Annotated in this window: 11 protein-coding genes and 3 pseudogenes; 11 read left to right on the forward strand and 3 right to left on the reverse strand. The window is 59.2% G+C overall.

Annotated elements, in window-relative coordinates; translation table 11 throughout:
* Positions 1–26: 26 nt before the first annotated feature.
* Positions 27–1,640, reverse strand: a complete 1,614-nt coding sequence (locus P3T40_RS38570) for a sensor histidine kinase (protein WP_429272949.1) — start codon at positions 1,638–1,640, stop codon at positions 27–29.
* A 442-nt stretch (positions 1,641–2,082) separates the two neighbouring features.
* Here P3T40_RS38570 and P3T40_RS38575 point away from each other — a divergent pair, with 442 nt between their 5' ends.
* From P3T40_RS38575 to P3T40_RS38610, 8 genes and pseudogenes are all read left to right on the forward strand, one after another.
* Positions 2,083–2,787, forward strand: coding sequence for a tyrosine-type recombinase/integrase (locus tag P3T40_RS38575; protein ID WP_429272950.1), 705 nt, complete (start codon positions 2,083–2,085; stop codon positions 2,785–2,787).
* Between the two features lie 11 nt (positions 2,788–2,798).
* Positions 2,799–3,740, forward strand: coding sequence for a tyrosine-type recombinase/integrase (locus tag P3T40_RS38580; RefSeq protein ID WP_429272951.1), 942 nt, complete (start codon positions 2,799–2,801; stop codon positions 3,738–3,740).
* Positions 3,692–4,039 carry a tyrosine-type recombinase/integrase gene (locus P3T40_RS38585; protein WP_429272952.1) on the forward strand — a complete coding sequence of 116 codons (348 nt, stop codon included), beginning with the start codon at positions 3,692–3,694 and terminating at the stop codon, positions 4,037–4,039. The genes P3T40_RS38580 and P3T40_RS38585 overlap by 49 nt, the downstream gene beginning before the upstream one ends.
* 32 nt (positions 4,040–4,071) lie before the next feature.
* Positions 4,072–4,425, forward strand: a complete 354-nt coding sequence (locus P3T40_RS38590; protein WP_429272994.1) for a tyrosine-type recombinase/integrase — start codon at positions 4,072–4,074, stop codon at positions 4,423–4,425.
* A gap of 63 nt (positions 4,426–4,488) precedes the next feature.
* The gene (locus P3T40_RS38595) at positions 4,489–4,848 is read left to right on the forward strand and encodes a hypothetical protein (protein ID WP_429272953.1); all 360 of its coding nucleotides are present in this window, start codon (positions 4,489–4,491) and stop codon (positions 4,846–4,848) included.
* Positions 4,781–5,795: pseudogene (locus P3T40_RS38600) on the forward strand (tyrosine-type recombinase/integrase). Before P3T40_RS38595 ends, P3T40_RS38600 begins: the two are co-directional and overlap by 68 nt.
* Before the next feature lie 345 nt (positions 5,796–6,140).
* Complete coding sequence (locus tag P3T40_RS38605; RefSeq protein ID WP_429272995.1) at positions 6,141–6,623, forward strand: hypothetical protein; 483 nt, start codon at positions 6,141–6,143, stop codon at positions 6,621–6,623.
* Positions 6,624–6,671: 48 nt separating this feature from the next.
* On the forward strand, positions 6,672–6,944 hold the full coding sequence (locus P3T40_RS38610) for a hypothetical protein (protein WP_429272954.1): 273 nt from the start codon (positions 6,672–6,674) through the stop codon (positions 6,942–6,944).
* A gap of 899 nt (positions 6,945–7,843) precedes the next feature.
* Here the strand turns inward: P3T40_RS38610 and P3T40_RS38615 are convergent.
* Positions 7,844–8,087 (reverse strand): annotated as a pseudogene (locus P3T40_RS38615) (DUF1016 N-terminal domain-containing protein); the annotation flags it as partial.
* A 1-nt stretch (position 8,088) separates the two neighbouring features.
* Between P3T40_RS38615 and P3T40_RS38620 the strand changes: the two are divergent.
* The 3 genes and pseudogenes from P3T40_RS38620 to P3T40_RS38630 all read left to right on the forward strand — a co-directional run.
* Positions 8,089–8,556 (forward strand): annotated as a pseudogene (locus tag P3T40_RS38620) (DDE-type integrase/transposase/recombinase); the annotation flags it as partial.
* 201 nt (positions 8,557–8,757) lie between these two features.
* Positions 8,758–10,110 (forward strand): hypothetical protein, encoded by a 1,353-nt coding sequence (locus P3T40_RS38625; RefSeq protein WP_429272955.1) that lies wholly within the window; start codon positions 8,758–8,760, stop codon positions 10,108–10,110.
* A gap of 301 nt (positions 10,111–10,411) precedes the next feature.
* Entirely contained in the window at positions 10,412–10,669 is a 258-nt protein-coding gene (locus P3T40_RS38630; protein WP_429272956.1) for a hypothetical protein, read from the forward strand.
* A 708-nt stretch (positions 10,670–11,377) separates the two neighbouring features.
* Here the strand turns inward: P3T40_RS38630 and P3T40_RS38635 are convergent.
* Positions 11,378–12,391, reverse strand: coding sequence for an aldo/keto reductase (locus P3T40_RS38635; protein ID WP_429272957.1), 1,014 nt, complete (start codon positions 12,389–12,391; stop codon positions 11,378–11,380).
* Positions 12,392–12,517 lie beyond the last annotated feature (126 nt).

Raw genomic sequence — 12,517 nt, forward strand, 5'->3', positions numbered from 1 at the left:
GGCTATCGCGCCACGTGGCAACACAATCAAACATCTGGATGGACAGGCAGCGTGAACTGAAAAACGGCGCCGCAGGGCGGGTTCGCGCCTGCCCACAATTGTCCGCCGTGTGCTTCGATAATCGAACGGCAAATCGACAGGCCCATCCCCAACCCGGTGGGCTTCGTGGTGTAGAAGGGTGTGAAAAGGAGCTCGGCGCGGTCCAGAGCAAAGAGTGGACCCGAATCGCGCACCGACACGAGCACGTAGCCACAGTCAGCATTCTCGGTGCTGACTAGCAGTTCGCGCACACCATCGCTGACGCCGTTCATTGACTCGATCGCGTTGATGACGAGGTTGAGCATCACCTGTTGCAGCTGTACGCGATCTCCCAGGACAAGCGGCAAGGCATCCCCGAGTACTGTCAGTACCGAGACGGCGCTCTTCGCCGCTTCGCCCCGCGTCAGTTCGATCACCTCGAGGACCGCCTCGTTAATGTCTACCCTGTCCTTGCGTGGAGGCACTTTCCTGACCAGATCGCGAATTCCGCTAACGATGCCGCCAGCGCGCGTAGCCTCATAGACGATGCCATCGAGTGCCTGCCTGATCTCATCGAGGTTCGTCGGCCTGGCGTCCAGCCAGCGCATAGCGGCCGAAGCATAGGTTGCTACCGCAGTAATCGGCTGCTTGACATCGTGGGCAATCGAGGCCGTGAGCTGACCCATGGTGGCGACGCGATTTGCGTGCGCGAGCTCCGTCTGCAACTCGCGATAGCGCCGCTCGCTCTCGCGGTGCATCTGCGCGTAAAGCCTCGTTATTTCATACAACAGGACAAACAGGACGAGGCTGCCGGATAAGAGGCTGCAGACCTTGCCAGCATAAAAGCCGGTGCTGAAGCGGGCCGGAACGGGATACGAGATGAGGAATAACTCTGTGACGTAAGCGAACATTACCACCATCAGCCACAGATCAAGTACCGAACGCCGCCGGATCCAGAGCGCAATGAGCGCAAGGACGCTCAACAGCGCCATGGACCCGGCGGCATAAAGCCAGAGGGTAGAAAAACGGACCGTATCGAGCATCATGCGCGGCAGTAGCACATTTCCCGCTGTGACAAGAAAAGTCGCTGCACACACGACGGCCGCCGTCAGCGCGACACTCGAAAGGATGGCCGCACCTACGGAGCCCCGCCACAATCGCTTCGCCGGATCAGCGTCCTTCAACAGGGCATACGCGGTGACGAACATCGCAAACCCGGCGTGCCACAGAATATAGAGCCAGTTTGTGCTCTGCAGCCCGGCGCCAAGCAGGCCACCCGGCGTGACGACGCCTGGAAAGGTCAGCATCCACGGGAATAGCATGAGCGCTGTGAAGAGGTACCCACTTGCGATCACAAGGATGGCACGCGAGCGCAGGATGGAGAACTGGGCGAATAGCAGAACGGCGGTGATCGAATCGTTCACGATCATCGCCGTAGCATAAGGCGGGATTACGTCGAGCCTTCCCGGCTGGAGAGTCGACAGTGGCCCAGTCGTGATGAAACAGGAGACCAGAAAGGCCAGCACGACGGCGAAGGCAAGCCGTCTCTGCGCCCGGCCGGGCGACAAGTTCAAGAGGATGAAATGCTGCTCCTCGGGGACAACGGCGGCTATCTTCACCATCGGAGCGACTTTTCGCAGCGCCTGGAACACGCGACACCAAGCTGGTACGTTGCGCCACGCTTGTCCCAAGGCGTCTCGCGACCAGTTCTGCCCATTGGGCTCGCCTGACGACGAGCAAAACGAACACGCGACCTGTGAAAAGGTGGACTGAAAGGATTCGTGCATCGACGCATGTGACCGCGTCAGTGACCGACTTCAGAACACTGGCCTCAATCCATTGTTCCGATTCTCCCCGGTCCGACCAGTCACCCAGCGTGACATTAATGTATCTCGTTTGATGGCACTTGTCTTCATCTACGAAGCGACTGGGCGTGGCTACCCGGATGCCGCTTGTGACGGACCGATTCTAGCGATGAGGATAGGGGTAGGAAACGGCTCCCTCCGAACCCGGTGTGAAGTTTTCCCGCGACGGGCTCTCCAGTCAGTTGTTTCCACATCGGGATTGGCGCGCCAATCGAAGGGCCTCGGACATCGTGAACCGGAGCGCTTCTTCACGCAGCGCCTGGTGGAAGAGCGTCAGGCGAGCCCTCACACAATCGGTGCCTATCGCGATACCTATCGTCAATTGCTTAAGTTCGTGCAGCAGCGCCTGCACAAGTCCCCGTCGCAGCTAAACCTCGAAGACATCGATGCTCCTCTGATCGTCGCGTTCCTGGACGAAATTGAGAAGAACAACGGCGTTAGCGTTCGCATCCGAAATCTGCGCCTCGCGGCGATTCATTCCTTCTTTCTCTACGCCGCTTACGAAGCACCAGACCATTCCGCCCAGATCCAACGGGTGCTTGCCATCCCCAGCAAGCGCTTCACCCGTACGCTGATCCACTTCCTGACGCCTCCAGAAGTCGACGCCTTGCTTGCCGCGCCTGATCAAGGCAGGTGGTCTGGCCGACGCGACCACGCCTTTCTATTGGTCGCAGTACAGACCGGTCTGCGCCTGTCCGAGATGACCGGGCTCAATCGCGATGACGTGGTGCTTGGCACCGGCGCACACGTGAGGGTCATCGGAAAGGGACGAAATTATGGCGATGTCGCGATTATGCGCAGCGCCACACCTCAAACACCCGTTGCTGGCTGCAGGCAGGTTTTTGGTCACAGTAGACTGCGCATAATAAGAGTGCTTTCCTCAGGAGGCAGTTCGGCTTTTTGAGGAGGGACATCATGGACAACGATGTCGTATTACTGCAGCGGACCCGGGCATGGTTGATGGACGGCGTGCTCGAACCCAGTTATCAAGCGTATTTGACGTATCTGATTGGGCGAGGATATTCGTCGTGGAGCGTCCGTAAGTATTCGTGCTGCGTCGCGCACTTTGCGTATTGGCTGCGCAAGCGACGCGCCAAACTCAGTCAGATTGACGAAGCGTTGATACGCTACTTTCTGGATGAACACCTGCCTCAGTGCGACTGCCCATTGCGCACACCACGATCCAGGAACCATGTTAGGCAGGCCTTGAAGCATCTGCTTGTCGTGCTGCGCCAGAGGGCGGACATATCCCGTCGGCCTGATTTCACGCCCCGTTGGATACAGGAGGAGATCAGGGAGTTTGACGCACACCTTGACCAGGTCTGCGGGCTGGCCTCATCGACGAGGAGGTTGCGCACGCGCATCGTACGGACATTTCTGTCGGAACGGTTCGGCGCATCGAGAATCAATATGGCGCAGGTCAAACCGGAACACATTCATCGATTTGTCGTGAGTCACCTCGAAGGATGCAAGCCGAGCACCGGCAAAGTCCTTGAGATTGCACTACGGAGCTACTTGCGTTTCCAGGGTATGCACGGAGATCGCGTCCTGAGCCTTATTGCCGGGATTCCGCAACTCGCCCAGTGGCGGTTCGAATCGTTACCAGACACGCTATCTGAGGCGGAGCTGGAACGGTTTCTCAACGCATTCGATCGCAAATCCGCGATCGGCCGCCGAGACTACGCGATGGCCCGGTGTATGGTCGACCTGGGACTACGCGCCGGCGAAGTGGCTTCGCTACAGCTGGACGATCCAAACTGGCACATGGGACGTTGCGGTTACACACAGGTAAGGCACGGCGAACAGATGTGCTTCCATTACCGCCCCGGACGGGCCGCGCAATTGCTCAATACCTGACTGACGGCCGCCCGGTCTCCGATAGCCGGGCGGCATTTCTGCGGCATCGCGCTCCGCTCATTGAACCCGTCGGTTCGAGCGTCGTTCGCAATACTGTCCGTGCCGCTCACGCCCGATGCGGCAATGATCCACGTCGGCGGGGAACCCATGTTCTGCGACACAGCGCAGGAGGGCGATTGGTCCAGGCAGGCGTTCCCTTGAAGGAGATCGCAGATATCCTTCGACACCGCTGCCTGGATACTACCGCGATTTACACCACGATCGATATCAGCAGCCTCGCCCGCGTCGCGCTGCCCTAGCCGGGGAGAGCATCATGAAGCGTACAGTCAGGATGGTATCGCTCGCTGAGGACTACCTTGCATCGAGACGTCGTCTCGGTTTCGACCTGCGGTGCTCGGGACGCCGGCTCCTCGACTTTGCCCGCTTCTCCGACCGGGCCGGTCATCAAGGCCCGTTGACCGCACCTTCGAGGGCATGGCTGCAGCGGCGGCGAGTAGTGCCCGGATCTCCCTTGTTCGGGCTAATTGCAGCCACCGGACTGCGGATTTCTGAGGCGCTTAATCTGAGACGCGCAGATGTCGACCTGGATCACGGCTTGTTAATGATTAGTGAAACGAAATATCGTAAATCCCGCGTCGTCCCTCTTCATCCAACCGTCGTGCAGGAACTCGGGCGCTATGTATAGCTACGCGATCACGATTGGCCCGTCACGCTAAGCGATCACTTCTTCATTGTGTACGGAAGGAGTATGAAGATCAGCACGGTTGAGGATGTCTTCGGGTCCTTGCGCTCCCAACTGGGATGGATCGCCCGTGGTGATCATCCGGCTCCACGCATCCACGATCTGAGGCACGCTTTTATCTGTCGACGGGTGTTGCTCTGGTACCAGCAAGGGGTGGACGTCGACAACGCAATGGTCATGCTATCGACTTATGTAGGGCACGCCAAGGTGACCGACACCTACTGGTATCTGACTGGCATCCCGGAACTGATGGCGATTGCAGCCCAGCGCTTTGAGCACTTTACGGAAGGAGTCTGTCATGTCCAAAAGGCAAGGTCATTCTTCGTCGTCAAACTTCGCCGCGCTACTACAGGAATTCTTCGTTGAGCGCCTGATGCAACAGCGGGCAGCCAGTCCGCAGACGATAGCCAGCTATCGGGACACGTTTCGACTCTTCCTTCAGTTCGCCCAGGCGCGTCTCCGTAAGTCACCTGTCGACCTGGCGTTAGCGGACATCACCGTAGATCTCGTGCTGGCCTTCCTTCGTCATCTGGAAGACGACCGACATAATTGTGCGCGCACCCGCAATGCGCGGCTTGCTGCCCTCCGTTCATTTCTGAAGTACGCGGCACTCAAAGATATTTCTGCGCTGACTGCTATCCAAAGCACTCTGGCCATCCCGATGAAACGCTTTGACCGACGGCTCATCGGCCACCTCTCTCGTGACGAGATCGAGGCACTACTCGCCGCACCCGACCCCAACACCTGGTGCGGGCAGCGGGACCGGGTACTGTTCGCAACTCTATACAATACTGGCGCACGCGTTTCCGAACTGATCCGCTTGCGGGTGGGGGACGTCGTTCTGGGTAAAGCACCCTGTGCCCATATCCACGGCAAAGGCCGGAAACAGCGCACGGTACCTTTGTGGCGCTCAACTGCGAGCCAAATCAGAAACTGGTTGCAACGGATTGGGGCATCGCCTGACCAGATGCTGTTTCCCAATCGATCAGGAAATCCGATGACGCGCTCCAACGTAACGGATCGGCTCAAACTCGCCGTCCGGACGGCCACTGAGCAATGCCATCAACTATCAAGCCATCCTGTTTCGCCGCATGTCATTCGACATTCAACCGGCACTCATCTGCTGCAATCGGGAGTTGACCTGAGCGTCATCGCCCTGTGGCTTGGACACGAAAGCCCGGCCACAACTCGCATGTACGTCGAGGCCAACCTCGCGATGAAGGAGCGCGCTCAATACTTTGCAGCCACCTCAGAGCAAAATCTCGCGGTATCGACCGCCCGACCGCCTGATGCAGTTCCTTGAAAGCCTGTAATTATGCGCAGAATCCACGCCACGACCTCACTGCATGGCCAATCGCGGCACGGCGAACGGGTGTTCGTGACGTGGAACTGCACATAATCGCGACATCGCCATAATTGCTGCCCTCACTACTCGACGTCCGACACGCTATGGGCAGCAGCACGTGTCGCACAATCAGCGTTTCCCTAGTGGTAACAAAATTACTTGCACCCACGATACTGGACAGCCTGCTCGACATGATCGCCTGCATGCGATCAACGTATTGCGCTCTACGCAAGCCCCGCACCTCGGACCGCTAGATTAACGCCTCGGCGCCCTTCAAGTGCGCATGCATCCACCCACCCCCGAGCTTCACACCATAGCCCGCATTCAGCTGCAGTTTCCCGAAGACCAGTTTTACTACTCGACGCATCTCACGGTGCGCGTCACCGATATCAACGGCGCGAACCACCTCGGCAACGACTCGATGGTCTCCATGATTTCCGAGGCCCACGCACGCTTCCTGTTCGATGTCGGCATCGAGGGATTAATGTGCGCAAGACGTCCGCATAGCTACCCGGCAGGCGACGGGTGGGCGGACGGCGCATCGAACAACAACTGCTTCGTCGAGGGTGCTCAGCTAAAAGTGTCAACAAACAGAACGAAGATCTGTTTGCGCCGGAGCACGGCGCCTTTACAGGTGAGGGTTTGCGGGATCAGAAGAGTCGGCCGGGCGGAGATAGGTACGCGCGGTTTACCACGAACACCCGTTTCCGCGATACGGGAAATCGGACGGACCTGTGTGCGGTTTGCAACAGTTGACACCTGCTATTTACCACACGTCTATCCCAGACTTTGGTAGCCTTTGACGTAGCAGAGGACGAGCATCCAACGACAGGAGGACTTCGCCATGCTGAGGTGGATCGCAAACTGGGCTGTGCACAACGCACTCACGCCTGAGAAGCAAGCCGAACGAGCGCTGCGGCAATTGCGTTTAGAGCTTTTCCAGGCGGAGCAGCGAATCCTTGATGCGCAATTGCATGCGGACTACTTCCGCGCTCGCCTGGCGTTTTGCGAGGAAGTCATAAGGAACGGGATCGAGCAGGTGGCCGACCAGCGCAAAGGCCAACTGGAGACCGCGCAGGCGTCGCGACCCGGACTAAAACTCACAGCGGCGCAATAGCGATTCGATCAGCAAGACACACGGTGCGCGTGAAAACGTCGCCCTTCGGCGCCGCATTGCTGCAGGTGGGACCCTGCTTACGCCGCAGCGACTGCCCAAAACAGGCGCAGTTCGCGCCGCGTGCCGCGAGCGGCATCCTCAGTAAGCGCGTTGATTGCGCGGAATACACTGGTGATCGCTTGCACGTCACCGCGCCGGGACAGCTAAGCCCAACGTGTCCTGCGCTAGGTTGACGAAGCGACCAGCAAGTGCCGTATAGGACTCGAAACCCATACCGGCTACTCCAGAGCGGCAGCGATGCGCCGCTGCGGGTGCTCGCCGGTCTCGCTGATGACGTCGAAGCGAGACGCCAGACCACAACGAATGTTCGAGTACCGCAATTTCGCATCGAGCGCCCGGCGTGCGGCAATGGCTCGCCGGGCGGGTCAGCCATAGCATCGGCGCGTGGGCGAACGGCGACAGTTCAGCGCAACGTGGAACACATGACCTCGTCGAATCGATACGAACTCAGTCCAGTTTCCGTAAGGTAGTCACAGCCCGACAAAGCAGCAAAGCATTACGCATCGGAAATATCGATAGTCATTCGAGTGAGTCCTGCATCGGTCAACCACGGCCTTCGATATCGCGCAATACCGCGACGTCCAGCCACCATTCAGCTCCCTCCGCCGCATCAGCCAGCACTTCTTCGGCCTGTTATGCTGTTCCGGAAGCACGTCGACATTGACGGCGAATCGGTGATCGCAGGCCAACATTTCCGCGCAGCCTGGTCGTCGGCCGCCATGCAGGATCGACACGCGCTCGATGGTGCGAAAACGCGGCTGGCGGCGCTGAAAAAGTACGATCGGCGGTACAGACAGACGCAGGAGGCCTGTGTGCTAGTTGTCGCGCGCAGTGCATCATCACCACCTGACGCGACCAGCCGTGCTCGAGCGCGTTGCCGGCATACCAGTCTCGCTGCTCTAGACCCTTGACCTTGTCAAGCAAGGTATAGCGATGGAACCATGGTAATTGTGCAGCAGGCTGCTGCACAAACTCCGCGTCAGGCCAAGCCTGCGCCAGTGCGCGCATATATTTCAAGTTGCGTGGGGAAAATCCGCGCATGTCTGGAAACGCTGCTTTCAGGTCTCGAGCAAGCTGGTCTAATGCGTGGCGGGTTGACGAGACGTATGCGAAGATTCGAGGCAGTGAGGTCTGCCTTTATCGTGCAGTTGACTGGGCAGGAAGGACGGTCGATTGCAGGCTCAGCGCCAGGCGCTGTTGCCGCAGCAAAGGTGTTCTTCGCGAAGGCGATCGGAAGCCAGGGACTCGCTCCAGAAACGATTACGCCCGACGGCTTCGCAGCGTCCCATCGTGCGGCGCGCGAGATGAAAGTAGAAGGACTTCTGCCTGAAGAGACAACGCTGAAATCATCCAGGTACCTGAAAACCGGATCGACCGGAATCATCGCAACGTCAAATCGCGGGTGGACGTCATGCTCGGCTTCAAACGCTTCAGGGACTACTCCACCGTTACGATCTCCGGGATCGAACTGATGCATCGCATTCGCTAAGGCCCACTCGGTCTGACCGACGTGCGGCTCACAGAGACTACCGCGCCTGTCGTCTGGATAGCCAGGCGTTCAGTTTGCGGAGTTGACGCGCAAACTGCGGCTTCTCGCTCGCTTTCGCTATTGGCGCCACAACCGACTGGAACAACGCCGTGAGCGTTTGGGTCACCAGAATGGCTCGTTGGCTAACGACAAGCCGGGCGTGAGTACCCCGTCGCTTATAATCCCCGCATTGATAGTGACTTCACCGGCGGAGAGCTCCACTTTATGAGTCAGCCACATGGGCGATATCCAGGACCTCGAGACAAGGCCCCGCGTCAATCGCGCCAACCATCGACTTCTCATCGACAGAACAGGCCATACGTAAACGCGCCACCTGCGCGGGATCCAACCCAGACGGCATCCATTTTCAAAACGCGTTCGTTTAAATGGCTGGTCGATGCGGTGGGCGCAGAGAATATTGCACTGGGACTCGATTCCAACCTGGCGCGCGTGGCCGAATTAATAAACGGCGAGAGATTCACACCCGAGACGGCCTTCCACATTGAAACGACGCTCGGGCTACCCGATGGCTTTTTCGATCAACCCAACCCCGCCCTCACATCCGAGACCATCAGTCGTTTGAGGGCGCCGCTTGACTTTATTCGCGGTAACGCTGAACCGGAATCGGTGGACGAGCAGGCATCGGAACCGGCTCCTGCAATACCAGCGAACCACCACCCCACCCCCACTGACCGTTTGCCCAGGGAACCAGAAATGTCAAAGAGAACCGAGGGCGGCTCACCACAGGCCGTCGCGAAGAGCAAGCCCACGGCGGCAAGGACTGCCACGGTTACTTCGTCGAAACCAGCATCAGCGAAGGCTAAAGCGTCCGTGAAGTCGGGGGCCCAGCAATCCTTGCCGTTGAACGACGTGGCGGCTCTGCAAAACATTCGTCGCGCCAACCTGCACGTACTCACCTCCCGTAAGGGATCGAAGGTGCGACTCGGCGCGGTAATGAGTATCAGCGCCTCCAACCTGGACAATCGTCTGTATGGGCAGAAGCGCATGGACGACGCCGAAGCCAGCCGTTTCACTGAACGCCTCGGGTTACCAACTGCCTGGCTGGACATTCCGCGTTCAGTCACGGACATTCCGGAGTCGGTGTCGGCTCTGCTTGATCCACAGTCGGGTCGACCTGCATCTGATCAACAGGAGCTATCAGCTGAGATAAGGCCGGAAGCTGCGGTGGCAAGAAAGTCCGCGGGCAAGAAGGCGAAAACCGCGAGCGATCGACACGCCCAACCGTCCGGGGCGGATCACGTCAGCGACGCCGTCGTGACGAAGGCAGTCGTGGAGCAACTCGATCCAGTACTCCCGCCTACCTCCGATCTGGCGATTCGGCAAACTGTTGACAACGATGTCCCTCCGTCCGCCTCTCACCAGCAGCCTGCGCCGGCCTCCGTCACGGAGGTCATTGCGGAGCCGCGTCGTTCTGCTCCCGTGACGAGTTTGGGTGATCTGATAGGCATTGAACCAATAGCAGAAGCGCTGATCAAGACGCTCGCGGGGAAAGCACGGACTGGGCGGCTGGATGAGATTAAAGCGCTGGAACTATTGCGACAGATCGTGGCGCTCTGACCTGAATCGACAGTTCAGCAGAATTCCGTGGAGGCCGGGCTACCCGCGGAACGGCGCGTCTTTTCAGCAGCCGCTACGTCCCCGGTTGTTGAGAAGAGAAATCTGCCTCTTCTCATCGCAGCCTTGATTGCTTGCGCCGGCAGGAGCTGAGCTCTGGAAGCTGTGGGCAACTCGCGTGGCGTCGTTTCTTCGTCAGTTGCACTGGTCAGATCGCGAAGTAATTTGGCCAGCACGAAAACTTCAGTATCGTTACGCGAGCTGCTGCAATTGTACCTTTCGTGCGAAATATGGCGCGTTGCCCTTGTGCTGCAGTGTCTGGATCCAGCGAGGTATCGCCGGTGCGCCTGAGGCTGGCTCGGCGCTCTTCGTCGGCGTGGTCCAGGTGGCGGTACGCTCGTCCGTTGGCGGAGGCATCGACGATATGGCCGGAGGCCGTGCCGACTTCACGTTCGGCTGCGCGCTCGCACTGCTCGGCTTCGCGGCGTTGCAACGGCTCGCTGCGCGGGAGCGTCAGCGCACAAAAGGGCCTGCTTACCGATGCTCGCCTTCGCTTGACTGACTGGGGCCACCCTCGGCCAGTGGAGACGGCTTCGGACGTCTTCGCGAACGGCCGCTTCCAGGTCGTAAGCGCACGGTCGATGCGGCGGAACTACGCAAACAATTTCAGTAGTATTGTGCGGAAGCATGTCCGCGTGTAAGTCCGAAGGGTCTCGAGACGAATCGTGAGCAAAGGATTGCTATCGTCCGCAGGGGTAGACGCCGACCGCAGAAATCCAACGGGCGAGATATTCCTCACCCTTGCGTTCAATTCGAGATACCGCACTGCGAAGGAGGACGCGATGATGCGTCGGAAGCCGCTCTTGACGCGGCCTTACAAAAAGGTGACTGGCGCTCCGTGACACACCTGCATCGCACCGGTGATCTGCCAGATGACCGATGCTGGTTCCGTGGAGGTCGGTGGGCTTTGGCCGACGCCTAATAGAGCTCAGCGTGGTGCTTGGCACTTCGGTACGACGCCCGAACGTCCGGAAATGACAGAGCAGCGGCCCGTCGCGATGATAGGGTCGACCGGCCGCAACGGGTCCAGAGTCGGTCGCCATCGACTCAGTGCCAGAGGCCGGCACTGGACTGCTGATGGCGAATGGCCGCTGCACGCAATAAATGGGACATGCGTGATCGGCGACAGATTCAACTCGCTTTGTTGAGCGCTAGAGCCGCCGAGCACCCGCAGACGCGGAGTGCTTGCGGCTCCTTACGAACCGGCAGGTCAACCAATCACCCGACGTCCTTCGACCGGATAGTTCGGGTCCGTATAGCCGGGCGTCGACGCATGCCCCGGAGGAACCAGACTGTCGACAAACTTTTCGTCGTCAGGTCCGAGTTGCAGTGGCAGTGCATCCATGTAGCTGTCCCAATGCGCTTCCGTGCGCGGACCGGCGATAGCGGAACTCACGAGTTTGTTCTTCAACACCCAGGCGATAGCAAACGCGATCGAAGTCGTACCGCGTTCAGCAGCATGCGCCGCGACTTTCTGCGCGATGGCGAGCGATTCCGGTCGCCATTCGGTCTGCTGGATGCGCTTGTCGCCTCGACCCGCACGCGAATCGGGAGGTGGGGCACCGTCGGGCGCATACTTGCCAGTCAGCACGCCGCGTGCGAGAGGGCTGTAGGGCACCACACCGATGCCGTAATGTCCGGCAACAGGCATCAGTTCGACCTCTGCCGTGCGATCCACCATGTTGTACACCGGCTCGAGCGCAACCGGGCGATCAATGCCGAGCTGATCGGCGAGACGCACAACTTCCGCAACGCGCCAGGCCCGGAAATTGGATAAACCAAAGTAGCGCACCTTGCCCTGACGGATGAGGTCGCCAATCGCACGCACGCCTTCTTCCAGAGGCGCATCGTTGAGCGAGCGATGGAAGTAGAGAACGTCGATGTAATCGGTTCTGAGGCGCTTCAGGCTGGCATCGACCGTCTGGTAAATCCATTTGCGCGACTGCCCCTGTTCGTTGGGGCGAGCCGTCGCCGACGCAGGGTAACCAAACTTGGTCGCCACGACCCAGTCGTCGCGTCGCTGCGCAATCGCGCGGCCGACGATTTCTTCGGACCGGCCGGCGTGATACACGTCGGAGGTGTCGAGGAAGTTGATGCCCTGCTCGAAAGACTTGTCGATGATCCGGCGCGACGTGGCCTCATCCGTTTCGCCGCCGAACATCATCGCACCCAGACAGAGGGGCGAAACTTTGAGGGCGCTGCGACCCAGATATCTATAGTCCATCATCATCTCCATGCAGGGCTGGGCCTGCAGTTGCGAAAGCGCTGCATACCTGATGGAGGAAGCGCGCGCGGTGGTCGTTAGAGATAGATGATAGATCGTCGGTAACTAGTGATAAATCCCTTGAAA

This window comes from Paraburkholderia sp. EB58 (assembly GCF_050436665.1).
Taxonomy (GTDB): domain Bacteria; phylum Pseudomonadota; class Gammaproteobacteria; order Burkholderiales; family Burkholderiaceae; genus Paraburkholderia.